Raw genomic sequence first — 16,789 nt, 5'->3', positions numbered from 1 at the left:
AGATGTAAAAAAAGCCCCGAAAGGGGCTTTTTTATTGCGCGGCAAACGCTCTCAAAGCGTCTCGTGCGACCGTTGCTTCCAGCACCATCCACGGGCTGAAACCCCAGGGCGCGGCGTTTAGGGCGTGGAACAACGATTCCAGCTTAACCCATTCAAATTCCATCACTTCTTCGTGATTAATACGCAGTTCGCTGGTAATGCGTGCCGCGAATACCGGGCAAATCTCATTTTCCACAATCCCGGAAGGATCGGTTTCGCGGTAGCGAAACTCGGCGGCCACGGGGGTAATCGCCGTGATTTCAGCGCCAACCTCATAGCGGCAGCGGCGGATAATCGCCTCTTCCGTCTTTTCACCGGTTTGAGGGTGCCCGCAGACGGAATTCGTCCAGACACCCGGCCAGGCTTTTTTGCTTAGCGCGCGTCGGGTGACCAGACACTCCCCTTCGGCGTTAAACAGCCAGGAGGAGAAGGCCAGATGCAGAGGGGTTTGGGTGGTGTGTGCGGCGTACTTTTCCTGAGTGCCAATCACCATTCCCTGGTCGTTTACCAAAATAACGTGTTCTTGAATACTCATTCGTGCTCCAGTGCCAACGATGCGGATGGTTCTGCACCATCAGCAGAGCAGTATTATACGGCATTCTTATACGAACGGTTTGACCCACAGAGCGGAAAAGGGCTGACCCATTTCTGCCAGGGCTGGTATCATAGGGCGCCATTCACGCTGACCGAGGATCTGTTTTGTTTGCAGGAAGCCTGACGAGAAACCCCATCATCGCCATTTTTTGCCTGACGCTGACATTATTACTGGCCGGCTGTTCGGGGAGTAAATCTTCGGATATGGGCAGCTATTCCGGTTCGGTCTACACCGTTAAGCGCGGTGACACGCTGTATCGGATTTCGCGTGCGACGGGGACCAGCGTGAAGGATCTGGCGCGTCTGAATAACATCTCTCCACCGTATACCATCGAAGTGGGGCAGAAGCTGAAGGTTAGCGGCAGTTCGACCTCGGGTAAAAAATCTTCTGCGAAAGGCAAAACCGCCAAAGTGACGCCATCCTATGCGGTGCCGCAGTCCTCCTGGCCACCGGTCGGTCAACGCTGCTGGATTTGGCCAGCCAGCGGTAAAGTGGTGCTGCCGTACTCCCTGTCTGAAGGGGGTAACAAAGGCATTGATATCGCCGCTGCACGCGGTACGCCGGTTTATGCCTCAGGCGCAGGTAAGGTGGTTTATGTCGGTAACCAGCTACGCGGCTACGGTAACCTGATCATGATTAAGCATGGCGAAGACTACATCACGGCCTATGCGCACAACGACACGATGCTGGTCAATAACGGGCAAAACGTCAAAGCAGGGCAGAAGATTGCCACCATGGGCAGCACGGGAACGGATTCGGTGAAGCTGCACTTCCAGATTCGTTATAAGGCGACGGCCATCGATCCGCAGCGTTATCTTCCGGCACCCGGCAGCAAACCGAAGTGCTAAGTGATTATTTCATCGCCACTTAGTGGTGAAGAGGCTTGTATGAAGAGGCGTAAGGTCTATAATGCCTTACGCACCTCAAAGCGGGCGTAGTTCAATGGTAGAACGAGAGCTTCCCAAGCTCTATACGAGGGTTCGATTCCCTTCGCCCGCTCCACTCCTTTAAAAGCCTTGTAACCTCTTCCCTTTACCTTGAACAACAAGCTTCTGTTTTAGCTGATTATTTTTTTTTGCTGGTTTATGGGATCAGTAATAAGTTTACATCTGGGGAGCGGTATAATTTTGCGTATCACATCCAAACTGATAAATCAGAGACGCATTTAGTCACTGCTGATATTTCTTATCCCGGAAAATAAAGGACTGTACTCCCTGGTGCGGTAATTAGCCATTCCAGTGATCTGGCTGGCCTCCTGTACCCTGTGACGCCTGGGCGTAAATGCAGGTCAGTATAAATACGATCAGAGAATGCTGTTGTTCGTCTTCAAAGATAAAGCTATGACGTTCAAGTCCTTCTAATACTTCCTCAAGCGACAATCTGATCATTTATCTTCCCCGTTGCAGCCTCGCATCCATGCACGACAGAAGATCCAGCCGATGACGAGCCATAGCACTGACAGCGCCACTATTTCTAAAAAGATTTTCATTTTGTTTTGGTGAGTGATTATTATCCTGGTAACGTTTCTGGGCGGTATTATTACTGGTGAGATCGGATGGGGCAAGTCACTAATTTTAATCGGGTATTAGTAGTGCTAATAGTCTCATTCTTCTTATAAGGCATAAAGCATCCGTCGCGATTCAAACCCATCATTAAAAACATATGTGTTTTTCCGAATGTGTATTGAGTTTTCGTTCATGCCGAGTATCCTGTTGGTAAATACTCAGGAGGTTTGATGTCACTAACATCCTTACAACTCTTCAAATACCTCTCCGATGAAACCCGTCTGGGCATCGTACTGCTGCTCAGAGAGATGGGAGAGTTGTGCGTATGCGATCTCTGCACAGCGCTGGATCAGTCGCAGCCCAAGATCTCCCGTCATCTGGCAATGCTACGGGAAAGTGGGCTATTGCAGGATCGTAAGCAGGGCAAGTGGGTTCACTATCGTCTTTCCCCGCATATTCCGTCATGGGCTGCTCAGGTGATTGAGCAAGCCTGGTTAAGCCAGCAGGACGACGTACAGGCCATCGCCCGTAAGCTGGCAACGGCAAATTGCTCTGGTAGCGGTAAGGCTATTTGTCTCTAAAAAAAATTTGCCTGAACATATATGATTTTTCAAATGTGAGGTGTTCAGAATGAAAACGTTAACGGTGTTTGACCCGGCATTGTGCTGCAGTACCGGCGTATGTGGTTCAGATGTCGATCAGGTTCTGGTTGATTTTTCTGCGGATGTGCAGTGGTTGAAAGGACGCGGCGTACAGGTGGAACGTTACAACCTGGCGCAGCAGCCCATGAGCTTCGTTCAGAACGAAAAAGCGAAAGCCTTCCTTGAAGCCTCGGGAGCAGAAGGGCTTCCGCTACTGTTGCTGGACGGTGAAACGGTAATGGCCGGGCGATATCCAAAACGCGCTGAGCTGGCTCGCTGGTTTGGGATCCCGCTGGAAAAAGTGGGCCTGGCGCCCACCGGCTGCTGTGGTGGGAAGACTTCCTGTTGCTAAGTATGTCGGGAGGACATATGAAATTCTTACAGAATATCCCGCCTTACCTGTTTTTTACCGGAAAGGGCGGAGTGGGCAAAACCTCCATTTCCTGCGCGACGGCTATCCGCCTGGCGGGACGGGGTAAGCGGGTATTGCTGGTGAGTACCGATCCCGCTTCCAATGTCGGCCAGGTCTTTGATCAAACTATCGGTAACACGATCCACTCTGTTAATGCCGTTCCCGGGCTTTCCGCTCTGGAGATTGACCCACAGGAAGCTGCACAGCAGTATCGCGCCAGAATCGTTGATCCTGTTAAGGGGCTTTTGCCTGATGACGTCGTTAACAGCATCAGCGAGCAGCTTTCCGGCGCCTGTACGACTGAGATTGCGGCGTTCGATGAGTTCACCGGTTTATTGACAGACGCTTCCCTGCTGACCCGCTTCGATCACATCATTTTTGATACAGCGCCGACGGGCCACACTATTCGCCTGCTCCAGCTTCCCGGCGCCTGGAGTAGCTTCATTGAAAGTAACCCGGACGGTGCTTCCTGTCTCGGCCCAATGGCCGGGCTGGAAAAACAGCGTGAGCAGTACGCACACGCGGTAGAGGCGTTATCCGATCCTGCGCGTACCCGTCTGGTTCTGGTTGCACGACTGCAGAAATCCACTTTGCAGGAAGTCGCCCGCACCCATGAAGAACTGGCGGCGATCGGCCTGAAAAACCAGTATCTGGTGATTAATGGCGTTTTGCCGGCAGCCGAAGCGGAACATGACGCACTGGCTGCTGCGATATGGCAACGGGAGCAAGAGGCCCTGGCAAATCTTCCTGCCGGTTTATCCGGGCTGCCGACAGATACCTTATTACTGCAACCCGTCAACATGGTTGGCGTGTCGGCATTAAAGGGCCTGCTGGAAAGCCGTTCTGAGGCATTACCGCTCCCGGCAACGAACGCCCTGGATACGCCTGAAAACGCATCGCTCTCTGGCCTGGTCGAGGATATCGCCCGTAACGAACACGGCCTGATTATGCTGATGGGCAAAGGTGGCGTGGGTAAAACCACGATGGCGGCTGCCGTCGCCGTCAGGCTGGCAGACATGGGGTTTGATGTCCATCTCACCACCTCCGATCCCGCCGCACATCTCAGCACAACGCTAAATGGCAGCCTGAATAACCTGCAGGTCAGCCGGATCAACCCACACGAGGAAACCGAACGCTATCGCCGGCATGTCCTTGAGACGAAGGGAAAAGATCTGGACGAAGCAGGGAAACGGCTACTGGAAGAAGATTTACGTTCCCCCTGTACTGAAGAGATCGCCGTCTTCCAGGCATTTTCCCGCGTGATCCGCGAAGCAGGTAAGCGGTTTGTGGTGATGGATACGGCTCCCACGGGGCATACGCTGTTGCTGCTGGATGCAACCGGGGCTTATCACCGCGAAATTGCCAAAAAAATGGGCGACAAAGGCCATTTTACTACCCCGATGATGCAGCTTCAGGACCCGGAGCGAACCAAAGTGCTGCTGGTTACGCTTCCGGAAACCACTCCTGTGCTGGAGGCAGCGAATTTGCAGGCCGATCTTGAACGCGCGGGGATTCATCCGTGGGGCTGGATTATCAATAACAGCCTTTCTATTGCGGATACGCATTCTCCATTGCTTTGCCAGCGCGCCCGGCAGGAATTGCCGCAGATTGAGGCGGTTAAGCATCAGCATGCTGACCGTATAGCGCTTGTTCCGCTACTGGCGTCAGAGCCTGCCGGTATCGAAAAGCTCAGAGCGTTGATGCGTTAATTTTTTGGTTAATACAGGGCGGCAGAGCCGCTCTGTCAGGAGGTTTTATGTTACTGGCAGGCGCTATTTTTGTCCTGACCCTTGTTTTGGTTATCTGGCAGCCGAAGGGGTTGGGGATCGGCTGGAGCGCGACGCTGGGCGCAGCCCTGGCTTTGATTTCAGGCGTTGTGCATTTAGGCGATATTCCGGTGGTGTGGAATATCGTCTGGAACGCGACGGCAACGTTTATTGCCGTCATTATTATCAGCCTGCTGCTTGATGAATCCGGCTTTTTCGAATGGGCAGCGCTGCATGTATCGCGTTGGGGGAATGGTCGGGGCCGTTTGCTCTTTACCTATATCGTTCTGCTCGGCGCAGCGGTAGCGGCACTGTTTGCCAACGACGGTGCTGCTCTTATTCTGACACCGATCGTGATTGCCATGCTGCTGGCATTAGGGTTCAGCAAAGGCACCACGCTGGCATTCGTGATGGCCGCCGGGTTTATTGCCGATACCGCCAGTCTGCCGCTTATTGTGTCAAACCTGGTGAATATTGTTTCGGCAGACTTCTTCGGTCTGGGGTTCACCGAATACGCGTCGGTGATGGTTCCGGTCGATATTGCAGCCATTGTCACCACGCTTGTGATGCTGCATCTGTTCTTTCGCAAAGATATCCCGCCGACTTACGAGCTGTCTCTTCTTAAGACACCGGCAAAAGCGATTAAAGATCCGGCGACGTTTCGTACCGGCTGGGTCGTTTTAATTCTGTTGCTGGTAGGTTTTTTCGTCCTTGAGCCGCTCGGTATTCCGGTGAGCGCGATTGCGGCGGTGGGGGCCGTCATCCTGTTTGCTGTGGCGAAACGCGGCCATGCCATTAACACGGGCAAAGTGCTGCATGGCGCACCCTGGCAGATCGTCATCTTCTCGCTGGGGATGTACCTGGTGGTCTACGGCCTGCGCAACGCCGGGCTTACCGAATACCTTTCAGGTGTGCTGAACGTGCTGGCGGATAAAGGACTCTGGGCCGCGACGCTGGGTACCGGCTTCCTGACGGCTTTCCTGTCTTCCATCATGAATAACATGCCGACCGTGCTGGTTGGTGCGCTCTCTATTGATGGCAGCACCGCAACCGGTGTTATCAAAGAGGCGATGATCTACGCCAACGTGATTGGCTGCGACCTGGGGCCAAAAATCACCCCTATTGGGAGCCTGGCAACGCTGCTCTGGCTGCATGTCCTTTCACAGAAGAACATGACGATTACCTGGGGATATTATTTCCGCACCGGGATCGTTATGACTCTGCCTGTGCTGTTTGTAACGCTGGCCGCGCTGGCGCTACGTCTCTCTTTCACTTTGTAATGAGATACTGTTATGAGCAACATCACTATTTATCACAACCCGGCCTGCGGTACGTCGCGTAATACGCTGGAGATGATCCGCAACAGCGGAAATGAACCGACCGTCATTCATTACCTGGAGAATCCGCCGTCTCGCGATGAACTGGTCAAACTTATTGCAGATATGGGGATCACGGTACGTGCGCTGCTGCGTAAAAATGTCGAGCCTTATGAAGAACTGGGGCTGGCGGAAGATAAGTTTACTGACGATCGGTTAATCGACTTTATGCTGCAGCATCCGATCCTGATTAACCGGCCTATTGTCGTGACACCGCTGGGAACCAAACTGTGCCGTCCTTCAGAAGTGGTTCTGGATATTCTTCCGGATGCGCAGAAAGCGGCTTTCGCGAAGGAAGACGGCGAGAAGGTCGTTGATGAAACAGGTAAACGATTGAAATAAGTATGGCGGAGCGCATTCGCGCTTTGAGTGTCGGCCTGCCATCCCGTTTAGCCACTGAATGGCAGGCCGATTTCTCTAGTTTTTCGGGAATATCCAGACATGCTTCTCTGGCAGCGATAGATGACAATGCTGCGGGTCGCGAAGCTCATTCCCGTAAGCGCGGATCACATAATCATCCCCCGCCGTGCGGAACAGGTACTCCCAGCGGTCGCCAAGATACATGCTGGTGAGGAGCGGCAGCGCAAGCTGATTTTCCCCCGGCCCCTCGACCACCGCCACGCGCTCGACGCGGATCACCGCCGTAGCCTCATTACCGCTCTGTACCCCTTCACCCGCCTGGCCCCAGAGCACCCAGTCTTTTCCTTCAATGCGTGCTTTGCCGTCGCGTACTTCGGTGATTTTGCCATGCAGGCGGTTATTACTGCCCATAAACTCGGCCGTAAAAAGCGTTTTCGGCGAACCGTACATCTCCTGCGGTGTACCCTGTTGCTCGATTTTACCGTTGTTGAGCAGCAGGATGCGGTCGGAAATCGACATCGCTTCGTTCTGGTCGTGCGTTACCATCAGCGCAGATAACCCGAGCTTAATGATCAGCTCGCGCAGAAATACGCGGGCCTCTTCGCGCAGTTTGGCGTCGAGGTTGGACAGCGGCTCGTCCAGCAAAATCACCGGCGGGTTATAGACCAGCGCCCGGCCAATCGCCACGCGCTGCTGCTGCCCGCCGGAGAGCTGGTGCGGATGACGTTTACCAAGATGGCCGAGACCCAGCTGGTCCAGTACATCCTGTACGCGCTGCTGGATCTCTTTAGCCGGGACTTTACGCAACTTGAGCGGATAGGCCACGTTTTCAAATACGGTTTTGTGCGGCCACAAGGCGTAGGACTGGAACACCAGCCCCAGGTTACGCTCCTCCGCCGGAACCTCGCTGCGCGGCGTACCGTCATAAACTTTATTTTGGCCAATGACAATCGACCCCTGGGTCGGTTTTTCCAGACCCGCGACGGCGCGCAGCAGGGTGGTTTTGCCGCTGCCGGAAGGGCCCAGCAGGGAGACCACTTCGCCGCGTTTCAGGTTCATGGAGACCCCTTTTAAAACAGGATTGTCGCCGTAGGTTAAGTGCAGATCGTCAACCGCTAATTCAATCATGTAATTTCACTCCGAAACGAAGGGCAATGCCCAGACCTACCACGACCAGCAGGATATTAATGAAAGAGAGCGCCGCCACGATATCAATTGCACCCGCGGCCCACAGGGAAACCAGCATCGAGCCGATGGTTTCCGTGCCGGGGGAGAGCAGGTACACACCGGTTGAATATTCGCGCTCAAAGATCAGGAACATCAGCAGCCATGAGCCGATAAGCCCGTAGCGGGAGAGCGGAATGGTGACATGGCGGGTGATCTGCCCGCGCGTCGCGCCGGTGCTGCGTGCCGCCTCTTCAAGCTCCGGCCCCACCTGCAACAGCGTGGAAGAGATGAGCCTCAGTCCGTAAGCCATCCACACCACGGTATAAGCCAGCCAGACGCTGAAAATGGTGCTGCGCAGCGAGCGCAGCCAGACGATGACGTTTTCGCGCATCCAGTCGGTCCAGACGAATCCGGAAAGCCAGCCGGATTTCAGGGCGTTATCCAGCCACATCGGCAGGAAGAGAAACACCCACAAAAAGGCCAGACCCGCCAGCAATCCCGGCACGGCGCGCGGCACCAGCACGCTGTAATCCAGGAACCGCGTGGTGTTGTCCGGTTTACGGTGCATGGCAATACCAACAAACAGGTAGCACGCGACGGCCAGTGCGCCGCCAATCACGCCAATCGACATCGAGTTGACGATGGCGCGCAGCAGGTTAGGCTGCGCCCAGATGGTGCGGAAGGTACTCAGCGAAAGCTCATCCCACAGCGAAACGCCCACCCCCCAGTTGGAGATGAACGCGCGCAGCACTACGCCGAGCAGGGGAACGCCGATGGTGACAGTCAGCCAGAAGGCGACCACCGCCCCGGCCACCCAGCGCCATTTACCCAGTGGTAACGCGCGAGCCTGAGAGGCTTTCCCTTTCATGGTAACAAAGCGGTTGGCGGTGCGCATCAGGCGACGCTGGAGCATGACCAGCGGGATAGTGATGCAAATCAGCACCACGGCGACCGCCGCCATCAGATGATAGGAAGGCGTTCCGAGCTTGTTCGTCAGCTGGTACAGATAGGTCGCCAGCACCATGTTGCCTTCCGGATCGCCAAGTACCAGCATCAGACCAAACACTTCCAGCCCGAGGAAGAACAGCAGCACGATGGCGTACAGGATGGATGGCCGCACCATCGGCAGGCTGACGGAGGTCATCACCTGCAGTGGAGAGGCGCCCGCGGTGCGCGCGGCTTCTTCCACATCGGAGCCTACGCTACGCAGCGCGGAGGAAATATAGAGATAGGCATGCGGAACATGCGTCAGGCCGGCAATGACCACGATGCTCGACATGTCATAGATGTTCCACGGCACAAAGCCGATCAGCGCCTGTGCCCACAGGGACAGGAAGCCCACCGGACCGGCAGCCACCACATAGCCAAAACCCAGCACCATCGGTGAAACGAAAATCGGGACCAGGATCAGCGGTTCGATCAGGCGTCGGCCTGGCAGATCGGTACGCACCATCAGAAACGCCAGCACGCCACCCAGCGGAATGGCAATGATGACCAGCCCGAACGCGAGAAGAAAGCCGCTTCTCAGGGCCTTGTAGAAATCAGGGTCGGTGAAGATAAAACCAAATGATTCAAGGCTCCACTCTTTTGCCGGGGAAAAGAACGGGGCGGACAGGAAGCTCTGTATCACGATAAACGACAGTGGCGTATAGATAACCAGGGCGGTTATCAACACGACAATACCGCGCGGCAGGCTTTGCCACTTTCTGCGTAATGTATTCATGGGGTATCCCTGGTGTTGCAGCCCGGAAAAATGAACTCAGTCAGATGAACAGACGCGCGACGGCGCACGCCGCCGCGCCAGGACGCTTATTTGGCGGCGGCTGCACGCCACTCTTTGATGTACTCCAGGCGTTTCTTCGGCTGCAGATACTCCAGCAGCGATTCATCAACCGGGATCGGCTTCAGCGCATTGCCGAGGATTTTGGTCAGGCCGTCGATATCGTTTTTGCCTTCGATATCGTTACGAATGGATGGAATGTCCGCCTGATTTGCCAGGATGCTTTGGCCTTTTTCAGACAGCACATAGTCCAGCCACAGTTTTGCCGCATTGCTGTTTTGCGCCTGCTGGCTGATGAACGACACGCGCGACAGCACCAGGGTGTAATCTTTTGGATAGGCTATGCCGAGCGACGGGTCGTTCTTCGCACGCGCTTCAGCGTAAGAACCAAGGATATTGAAGCCGATCAGGTTTTCACCGGAGGAGACCCTCTCCATCATGGTGCCGGTAGACGACTGCACCGCTAAGCCACCTTTGGCAACGTCGGCCAGGGTTTTAAAGTAATTTGGATCGGCCTTGTGATCCTGCACTGAGAGCATAAAACCAAGACCCGATTTCTCAATGTCATAGGTGGTGACTTTACTCTTGAATTTATCCGTCTGGCTGGCAATCAGCTTCGCCAGCGCGGCGTGTGAATCCGGCACGTCACCGGCCGGGATCAGGCGTTTGTTGTAGATAAAGACCACCGGCTCATAGGTGGTGCCGTACGCCTTATCTTTCCAGACCGCCCATTTCGGCAGCTGGCTCTGCTCCGGCGATTTGTACTCCATAGCGTAGTCAGCGGCGAGCTTCAGTCCGGTGTCCATGGACGAGCTCCAGACCACATCACCGCTCCCGCCACCGGAGGCCTGTTCGCTGATAAAACGGTTGTACAGTTCCGTGCTGTTCATGTCGTTATATTCAACTTTGATGCCTGGATACGTTTTTTCGAAGCCTTCGATCAGCGGCCCGGCGGCTTTGGTGTCGGTGGTGGAGTAGATGACAACTTTGCCCTCTTTCGTGGCGGCATCGACAACCTTTTGATACTCAGCCGGATAGCCCTGCGGCAGGGCAGACAGCGCAGAAGCGGAGAACAGGACGGTAGCGGTAATCAGAGAAATTCGGAATGTGTTCGACATTATAGTTAACCTTTTAGTTACATTTGAGGAACTAATTGTCAACATAGCCTATCGGCCTCCACCCACAATAGGGGGAAGCGGGCGATGATTCCGAAGTGTGATTGTCACCGTCGTTTCAGCAATTAACACCATAGAATCCGCGAACGTTTGCTGGCTAATGTTCGCGGATTACGTTTTATCGGGGGCTTTACGGTATAGCCTTCTGGGATGACCGATATTGCCGTACAGCATTTCGACGCTGATTAACCCACTCTCCACGCAGTATTCAAGATAGCGACGCCCCGTGGTTTTGCTGACCCCGACGTTTTCCACGACCTCCTCCACCGACATTGCGCTGTCGGGACGATCGGCAAACAGCCGTTTGATCCGCTCCAGGGTCTGAGGCTCAATGCCCTTCGTCGACGGCGTGTGCGGGGATTCAGCAGCAGGCAGGTTAAACAGGCGATCCAGCGCATGCTGATCAACGACTTTTACCTGCTGCACGGTGTGGATGAAGCGCATAAAACGCTCCAGCGAGGCGTGCAGGCGCTGGAAAAAGACCGGTTTAATCAGGTAATCAAACGCGCCGCTGCGCATGGCATGGCTGCAGGTCTGCATATCGCTGGCGGCGGTGATGAAGATCACCGAGCACTCATAGCTTTTCAGCAGGGGAGTGTCGATTAACTCCACGCCTTTGCCGTCCGGAAGATAGTTATCCAGCAGAATAAGCCGCGGCTGATGCTGGCGAATCAGGCTGCATGCCTGCTCAATCGACGCGGCGATGCCCACCACGTGCAGATGAAAGTTCTGCTCAATATACTCGCGATGCAGCTCCGCCAGGTGCGGCTCATCCTCAACGATCACAACATCAAGTGCATGGGTCATGCTTTAGCCCATTCGGAATAAATACAGAGAAAATCGTGCCCTGCGGCGTATTGTCGGCAATCTCAATGCTGCCGCCCGCTTTGTTGATATAGCCTGCCACCAGAAACAGGCCGATACCGTGCTCGGTACCCACAATGTCGTTTTCACTGTCCGGCTTGCTGCTGAATCCCTGTCGAAAGATATGCGGCTTCAGCGCATCATCCACCCCGCAGCCCCGGTCGGCCACCTCAATCAGCAGCTCCAGGTTGCGATCGGAAATATAGAGTTCTACCGGCGCGGGGACCGGTGCGGTGAGGGTCGCATCCACGGCGTTATCCAGCAAATTACCAATAATGGACATCAGCTCCGTTTCACTGAGGCGGGACGGCATGCGGGTGAGCTGGCATGCGGGATCAAACTGTAGCTCAACCCCTTTTTCCCGTGCGCTGACATATTTCCCGAGCAGCAGCCCGCATAAGGCCGGAGAGGCAAAATGGGCCGACACGAAGTCCAGCACGCGCTGTGCGCCTTCCGACTGCACCTGGATATAGCGGATCGCTTCGTCATAGTGTTTCATCTGCAACAACCCCACCAGCGTCGCGGTCCAGTTCAGCTGTTCGTGGCGCATAATGCGCAGGTTGTCGGCATAGCGTTTGATCTGGCTGAGCTGGCTGCTGAGGGTATTAATGTCGTTTTTGTCGCGAAAGCTGTATACCCAGCCGCTTTCAACGCCAGGCTCGACCTCAATCGCCACGCGGTTGACGATGACCTCGCGCTGGTTAAGTACCGCAATCTGGTCGTGGCGGCCGCTGCTCACCGAGGCGTAGCGCTGTGTTAAAAACCCCGGCGAGGTTTGCAGAACCTCGTCCAGCGGCTTGCCGATAAGATCTTTTTCACTCCGATGAATATCCAGCATTTCTCGTGCCGCGCGGTTAATTAAAATCAGTTGCTTCTCTTCATTGACGGCAAATACCCCTTCATACATGGCTTCTAACAGCGCCCTTTGCTGCAAAACCAGCTGGGCAATATCTTTCGGCTCAAGTCTGAACATCTGTTTTTTAAGGTTGCGGGTAAACAGCCAAGAGAAAATAAACAGCAGCAGCAGAAGGGCAATCCCGTATAAACCGGCCTGCCAGAGAATGCGGGCGTTAATGTTGGCGATATACGAAGTCAGATAGCCGACCGAGACAATGCCAATCACCTGATGCTGTGCATTGAAGATGGGCGCTTTGCTGCGCAGCGAAACCCCAATCCCGCCCTGACGCACGGAAATAATGGTTTTGCCCTTGAGTACTTCGGCATTATCACCGCCGATCATCGGTAAATTAATGCGCTCCGGGGATTCCGAATGATAAAGATGCTGCTCGTGGGTATCGCCAATCACAATATAGCTGGCGTCACTTTCGGCACGCAGCGGCTGAATTAACCGGGCGATGCCGGGGATATCTCTGGCCGCCACCTTTTCCGCCAGACCCGGCATCAGCGCAATCTCACTGGCCTGAACCCGGGCGCGCTGGCCGAGATCGTGATGGAGCTGCCGGTCAATAAAATGAAACAGGATCGTACCCAGCAGCACTAACAGCAGGCAGGAGAAGCACACCAGCGCTAAAAACAGCTTTACCTGAAAAGAGAGTCTGCGTTTCATTCAACCCGCGCTAGCCTTGGAAAAGGGGATATTTATGGAGCCTGACATGTGCAAATAGTGGACGCAATCCGGTAAGAAAAGAGTTGTGAGCTGGCTTTTCGTTTTCAGCGTGATAGCCATCGGGATCCCGTAAGGCTATGCTTCATTCAGCACGAGAATAATTACAGAGGCAATGTCATGGATAAAGAACTACTGGATGCGGGTTACCGGGCCTATACCGGCGAGAAAATTGACGTGTACTTCAACACCGGGATCTGCAAACACTCAGGTAACTGCGTGCGTGGGAGCGCAAAGCTGTTTAATCTGAAACGTAAACCGTGGATTATTCCTGATGAAGTGGACGTCGAAACGGTTGTACGCGTAATTGATACCTGCCCGAGCGGTGCGATGAAGTATCGCCAAAAATAAGCGAGGAACCATGGATATTCTGGAAGGCCATAACAAGTTTTACGTGAATGATGCAGACGGAAATCAGGTGGCGGAGATTGTCTTCGTGCCGACCGGCGAGCACCTGAGCATTATTGAGCATACTGATGTCGATCCGAGCCTGAAAGGGCAGGGCGTTGGCAAACAGCTGGTGGCGAAAGTGGTCGAGAAGATGCGCGGTGAGAACCGTAAAATTATTCCGCTGTGTCCGTTTGCGAAACATGAGTTTGATAATACGCGGGAATATGACGATATCCGGGCGTGATTCTCTGTAGGAATGTAGGCCGGGTAAGCGCAGCGCTACCCGGCACAATGTATGGCGGGAACATTAGCCAACAAACATCACCGACACGCACAGCACGCCGACGATCAGCGTCAGCAGGCTGCCAGGGGAGCGGTAAGGCTTCAGAGAAGGGATCAGGTACGTCGACAGCGTCGGCATGATAAACAAAATCATGGCGATAAGCGGGCCGCTGATAGCGTAAATCATCGAAATCGCGTTCGGGTTTATGCAGCAGACCGCGAAGGTAATTAACGACACACCCATAATGGAAATCGCGCGGTTAAAGGCGCGGCTCTTTTTCACACCAACCTGATTGAGCGACGACTTCACGATCTCCGTCGCCCCCTCAATGACCCCAAAATAGGTGCCGAGGAACGATTTCGACATCGCAACAATCGCCACGATTATCCCGGAAATGCCGAGCCATGCGGGAGAAGAGGGCATCATCGACAGTGCTGACAGGATGGTTACCCCTTGCTCTTTGGCGGCCACAATGTAGGACGGCGGAATCGAGAGCAGGCAACTGAAGACAAAGAACAGCACGCTCAGGCAGATAATCAGGTACGCCACCTTCATGATCTTCTTGCATTTATCCATGGCGGCGTCAGCAAACTTCTCGCGACGATCCACGGCAAATGTCGAGATAATCGGGGTATGGCTGAAGGCAAACACCATCACCGGAATGGAAATCCATACCTGATGCAGCGTATGGCGATCAACGGCCATCTGGCTGGTAAGTAGCGAGGGTTGCCAGTTCCCGGTCAGGTAGATCGAGACAAAGAGGAAATAGGCAATCAGCGGGAATACCAGGAAGCCCATCACCTTTATCGTGATATGCCGTCCCATCAGGAAGATCAGATTCAGCACCAGCACCACACCTAAACTGACCAGCACGCGCACGGCGGTATCCACCGTCAGGTGTTTTGCCAGTTGCTCGGTTAACGAGTTGGTGATGGCCACCGCGTAAATCTGCACCACCACAAAGAAGGCGATGAAATAGAGTGTGGTGATCAGATTGCCAATCTTCTTGCCGTAATAGTGCGAGACGGCGCCGGTGATCCCTTCATTGCCTTTTGTTTTTGAAGAGAGAATAAATTGCGCCAGCGCGCGATGCGGCCAGTAGGTTAACGGGTAGGCCACAAGGGCGGTAATAAACAGAACAATAGCGCCTGCAGAGCCCAGCTGAATGGGCAAGAACAGCGTTCCTGCGCCCACGGCCGTGCCATAGAGAGCGAAACTCCAGAGAGTCTCATCTTTTGACCAAATTTTCGACATTAGAGCAACGTTTCAACTATCAAACCATCAGAATGGCGTGCAATTTACCATAGTTATGCTCGTAGAGCGCAGTTGCTTCGTTGGCGTTTGGCCGGAACAGGCGTCCGGCCAGAGAGCATTTAGCCTGCCAGGGCGCGTCGTTGCTGGCGACGCTTAAGGAATTTCTCACGCAGGTTATCGTATGCCCAGTTATAGAACATGGTGTAGGGCAGGAAGAACAGGAAGAAACCTATTTCCAGTGTGAATGCCTGAAGCAAGGTGACGCCCAGCACGGCAGCGACAATCGACACGCCAATCACAATAAATCCACATTCGAACCCCAGGGCGTGCAGCGCACGCACTTTTGCCGTGCGTGTTACCCGCTGGACTGGCCAGAAACGGTCGAAACCGAAGTTATAAATAATGTTCCAGAGCATGGCGGTAGTGGCCAGAATAACGGTCAATCCCCCCATTTCCACTACGGAGCGCTGCATGAGCCACGCGGCCGTAGGGGCGAGGATCGCCGTGGCAATCCCTTCGAAACAGACTGCATGGAAGATCCGCTCCGGCAGTTTACGGTGGAGTGCATCCTGATGTTGCATAGTGTAGACCTCATTAATTCGCCGGTATGGGCGGTGATGCGGCCTATTTTTATCGTTAAAGCTGATATATTAAAGATGGTATCCATCGATAAAGTAGATAGGTTATGCGCTATTCACCTGAAGCCCTTACCGCGTTTGTTGAGGCCGTTGCGGCTGGCTCTTTCTCTGCCGCCGCACGCCGGCTGCGTAAAAGTCAGTCGACGATCAGCACCTCCATTGCCCATCTTGAAGCCGATCTCGGTTTTGAGCTGTTTGACCGCTCGGCGCGTCAGCCGGTGTTAACGGCTCAGGGTGAACAGGTGTTGGGTTATGTGCAGGCCATCCTTGCCGCCAGCACGCGGCTGGATGAACTGGCGGTGTCGCTAACGGCACAAACGGAGGCGCGTCTGACATTTGTCCTTTCCGATACCCTGAACCCGGACGTGCTGGAAGAGATGATGAAGCAGTTTGACGCTCGCTTTCCCCATACGGCGTTCGAATGTCTGATTGGCGAGGAAGAGGATGTGATCGATCTGCTGCAAAAGGCGCGAGCGCAGGTGGGGCTGACGGAAGCGCGGGACAGTTACCCCACCGACATTGGCGTTACCCGCCTGCCGATGCAGACCCGTATGGCAATTTATGTTGCGACCACGCATCCCCTGGCGGGCCAAGCCGAAGTGCAGAGTGACGAGCTGCACGGCTGGCGCGAACTGCGGCTTAGCACCTATCTGGAACGCGAGGCTGAAATTGCGCGAGGACCCGTCTGGTCAGCACCGAATTACCTGTTACTCTTGAGTATGGCAGTGCAGGGATTCGGCTGGTGCGTGTTGCCGTGCGCGCTGGTGGATGAATTTGCCGCCGCGAAATCCCTTGTTCAGCTCAATGTGCCTGGCTGGCCAAGGGCGATCGGCATCGATCTGCTGTGGAATAAACGATCCCCTCCCGGCGTTGCCGGAAGCTGGCTGCGGCAGTATCTGCAGGATGTCCGTTAATCCTTG

Annotated in this window: 17 protein-coding genes and 1 tRNA gene; 10 read left to right on the top strand and 8 right to left on the bottom strand. The window is 54.5% G+C overall.

Annotated elements, in window-relative coordinates:
• Positions 1 to 31 precede the first annotated feature (31 nt).
• Positions 32 to 574: an isopentenyl-diphosphate Delta-isomerase gene (gene idi, locus BFV64_RS18965; protein WP_014885129.1), complete on the bottom strand. Its 543-nt coding sequence runs from the start codon at positions 572 to 574 to the stop codon at positions 32 to 34.
• 164 nt (positions 575 to 738) lie between these two features.
• On the opposite strand from idi, the gene actS reads away from it, so the two are divergent.
• The 7 genes from actS to arsC all read left to right on the top strand — a co-directional run bounded on the left by actS (position 739) and on the right by arsC (position 6,676).
• The gene (actS, locus tag BFV64_RS18960; RefSeq protein WP_041163068.1) at positions 739 to 1,482 is read left to right on the top strand and encodes an amidase activator ActS; all 744 of its coding nucleotides are present in this window, start codon (positions 739 to 741) and stop codon (positions 1,480 to 1,482) included.
• An 80-nt stretch (positions 1,483 to 1,562) separates the two neighbouring features.
• Positions 1,563 to 1,636, top strand: a tRNA-Gly gene (locus tag BFV64_RS18955).
• 733 nt (positions 1,637 to 2,369) lie between these two features.
• Positions 2,370 to 2,720 (top strand): As(III)-sensing metalloregulatory transcriptional repressor ArsR, encoded by a 351-nt coding sequence (arsR, locus tag BFV64_RS18950; protein ID WP_014885112.1) that lies wholly within the window; start codon positions 2,370 to 2,372, stop codon positions 2,718 to 2,720.
• A gap of 49 nt (positions 2,721 to 2,769) precedes the next feature.
• Positions 2,770 to 3,132 carry an arsenite efflux transporter metallochaperone ArsD gene (gene arsD, locus BFV64_RS18945; protein WP_014885111.1) on the top strand — a complete coding sequence of 121 codons (363 nt, stop codon included), beginning with the start codon at positions 2,770 to 2,772 and terminating at the stop codon, positions 3,130 to 3,132.
• Between the two features lie 17 nt (positions 3,133 to 3,149).
• Positions 3,150 to 4,901 (top strand): arsenite efflux transporter ATPase subunit ArsA, encoded by a 1,752-nt coding sequence (gene arsA / locus BFV64_RS18940; RefSeq protein ID WP_045134113.1) that lies wholly within the window; start codon positions 3,150 to 3,152, stop codon positions 4,899 to 4,901.
• Positions 4,902 to 4,948: 47 nt separating this feature from the next.
• Complete coding sequence (arsB, locus tag BFV64_RS18935) at positions 4,949 to 6,238, top strand: arsenite efflux transporter membrane subunit ArsB (RefSeq protein ID WP_045134114.1); 1,290 nt, start codon at positions 4,949 to 4,951, stop codon at positions 6,236 to 6,238.
• Between the two features lie 12 nt (positions 6,239 to 6,250).
• Entirely contained in the window at positions 6,251 to 6,676 is a 426-nt protein-coding gene (gene arsC / locus BFV64_RS18930) for a glutaredoxin-dependent arsenate reductase (RefSeq protein WP_014885108.1), read from the top strand.
• A gap of 75 nt (positions 6,677 to 6,751) precedes the next feature.
• Here the strand turns inward: arsC and BFV64_RS18925 are convergent, their stop codons facing one another.
• The 5 genes from BFV64_RS18925 to BFV64_RS18905 all read right to left on the bottom strand — a co-directional run bounded on the left by BFV64_RS18925 (position 6,752) and on the right by BFV64_RS18905 (position 13,247).
• A complete protein-coding gene (locus tag BFV64_RS18925; protein WP_045134115.1) occupies positions 6,752 to 7,822 on the bottom strand; it encodes an ABC transporter ATP-binding protein in 1,071 nt (356 codons plus the stop codon).
• The gene (locus tag BFV64_RS18920; RefSeq protein WP_023331232.1) at positions 7,815 to 9,584 is read right to left on the bottom strand and encodes an ABC transporter permease; all 1,770 of its coding nucleotides are present in this window, start codon (positions 9,582 to 9,584) and stop codon (positions 7,815 to 7,817) included. The genes BFV64_RS18925 and BFV64_RS18920 overlap by 8 nt, the downstream gene beginning before the upstream one ends.
• 86 nt (positions 9,585 to 9,670) lie before the next feature.
• On the bottom strand, positions 9,671 to 10,759 hold the full coding sequence (locus BFV64_RS18915; protein ID WP_045134116.1) for an ABC transporter substrate-binding protein: 1,089 nt from the start codon (positions 10,757 to 10,759) through the stop codon (positions 9,671 to 9,673).
• A gap of 168 nt (positions 10,760 to 10,927) precedes the next feature.
• Positions 10,928 to 11,623, bottom strand: a complete 696-nt coding sequence (locus BFV64_RS18910) for a response regulator (RefSeq protein WP_045281961.1) — start codon at positions 11,621 to 11,623, stop codon at positions 10,928 to 10,930.
• On the bottom strand, positions 11,607 to 13,247 hold the full coding sequence (locus tag BFV64_RS18905) for an ATP-binding protein (protein WP_045281960.1): 1,641 nt from the start codon (positions 13,245 to 13,247) through the stop codon (positions 11,607 to 11,609). Before BFV64_RS18905 ends, BFV64_RS18910 begins: the two co-directional genes overlap by 17 nt.
• Positions 13,248 to 13,424: 177 nt before the next feature.
• On the opposite strand from BFV64_RS18905, the gene yjdI reads away from it, so the two are divergent.
• Together yjdI and BFV64_RS18895 are read left to right on the top strand one after the other, a co-directional pair.
• A complete protein-coding gene (yjdI, locus tag BFV64_RS18900; protein ID WP_069602349.1) occupies positions 13,425 to 13,655 on the top strand; it encodes a 4Fe-4S mono-cluster protein YjdI in 231 nt (76 codons plus the stop codon).
• 10 nt (positions 13,656 to 13,665) lie between these two features.
• Complete coding sequence (locus BFV64_RS18895) at positions 13,666 to 13,938, top strand: GNAT family N-acetyltransferase (RefSeq protein ID WP_014071634.1); 273 nt, start codon at positions 13,666 to 13,668, stop codon at positions 13,936 to 13,938.
• Positions 13,939 to 14,001: 63 nt separating this feature from the next.
• On the opposite strand, the gene BFV64_RS18890 is transcribed toward BFV64_RS18895, so the two are convergent.
• Positions 14,002 to 15,231 (bottom strand): amino acid permease, encoded by a 1,230-nt coding sequence (locus BFV64_RS18890; protein ID WP_045281959.1) that lies wholly within the window; start codon positions 15,229 to 15,231, stop codon positions 14,002 to 14,004.
• A gap of 119 nt (positions 15,232 to 15,350) precedes the next feature.
• A complete protein-coding gene (locus BFV64_RS18885; RefSeq protein ID WP_023331229.1) occupies positions 15,351 to 15,812 on the bottom strand; it encodes a multidrug/biocide efflux PACE transporter in 462 nt (153 codons plus the stop codon).
• Positions 15,813 to 15,916: 104 nt separating this feature from the next.
• Here BFV64_RS18885 and BFV64_RS18880 point away from each other — a divergent pair, with 104 nt between their 5' ends.
• Complete coding sequence (locus tag BFV64_RS18880; protein ID WP_045281958.1) at positions 15,917 to 16,783, top strand: LysR family transcriptional regulator; 867 nt, start codon at positions 15,917 to 15,919, stop codon at positions 16,781 to 16,783.
• Positions 16,784 to 16,789 lie beyond the last annotated feature (6 nt).

This window comes from Enterobacter kobei, assembly GCF_001729765.1.
Lineage (GTDB): Bacteria > Pseudomonadota > Gammaproteobacteria > Enterobacterales > Enterobacteriaceae > Enterobacter > Enterobacter kobei.
This window is presented reverse-complemented; position numbering and strand designations above follow the sequence as displayed.

Bases quoted from the DNA above. Each gene is read 5' to 3' on its own strand.
- BFV64_RS18880 (WP_045281958.1), top strand. From the start codon at position 15,917: ATGCGCTATTCACCTGAAGCCCTTACCGCGTTTGTTGAGGCCGTTGCG.
- BFV64_RS18915 (WP_045134116.1), bottom strand. From the start codon at position 10,759: ATGTCGAACACATTCCGAATTTCTCTGATTACCGCTACCGTCCTGTTC.
- BFV64_RS18895 (WP_014071634.1), top strand. From the start codon at position 13,666: ATGGATATTCTGGAAGGCCATAACAAGTTTTACGTGAATGATGCAGAC.
- BFV64_RS18910 (WP_045281961.1), bottom strand. From the start codon at position 11,623: ATGACCCATGCACTTGATGTTGTGATCGTTGAGGATGAGCCGCACCTG.
- arsA (WP_045134113.1), top strand. From the start codon at position 3,150: ATGAAATTCTTACAGAATATCCCGCCTTACCTGTTTTTTACCGGAAAG.
- idi (WP_014885129.1), bottom strand. From the start codon at position 574: ATGAGTATTCAAGAACACGTTATTTTGGTAAACGACCAGGGAATGGTG.
- BFV64_RS18885 (WP_023331229.1), bottom strand. From the start codon at position 15,812: ATGCAACATCAGGATGCACTCCACCGTAAACTGCCGGAGCGGATCTTC.
- arsC (WP_014885108.1), top strand. From the start codon at position 6,251: ATGAGCAACATCACTATTTATCACAACCCGGCCTGCGGTACGTCGCGT.
- BFV64_RS18920 (WP_023331232.1), bottom strand. From the start codon at position 9,584: ATGAATACATTACGCAGAAAGTGGCAAAGCCTGCCGCGCGGTATTGTC.
- BFV64_RS18890 (WP_045281959.1), bottom strand. From the start codon at position 15,231: ATGTCGAAAATTTGGTCAAAAGATGAGACTCTCTGGAGTTTCGCTCTC.
- BFV64_RS18925 (WP_045134115.1), bottom strand. From the start codon at position 7,822: ATGATTGAATTAGCGGTTGACGATCTGCACTTAACCTACGGCGACAAT.
- arsR (WP_014885112.1), top strand. From the start codon at position 2,370: ATGTCACTAACATCCTTACAACTCTTCAAATACCTCTCCGATGAAACC.
- yjdI (WP_069602349.1), top strand. From the start codon at position 13,425: ATGGATAAAGAACTACTGGATGCGGGTTACCGGGCCTATACCGGCGAG.
- arsB (WP_045134114.1), top strand. From the start codon at position 4,949: ATGTTACTGGCAGGCGCTATTTTTGTCCTGACCCTTGTTTTGGTTATC.
- arsD (WP_014885111.1), top strand. From the start codon at position 2,770: ATGAAAACGTTAACGGTGTTTGACCCGGCATTGTGCTGCAGTACCGGC.
- BFV64_RS18905 (WP_045281960.1), bottom strand. From the start codon at position 13,247: ATGAAACGCAGACTCTCTTTTCAGGTAAAGCTGTTTTTAGCGCTGGTG.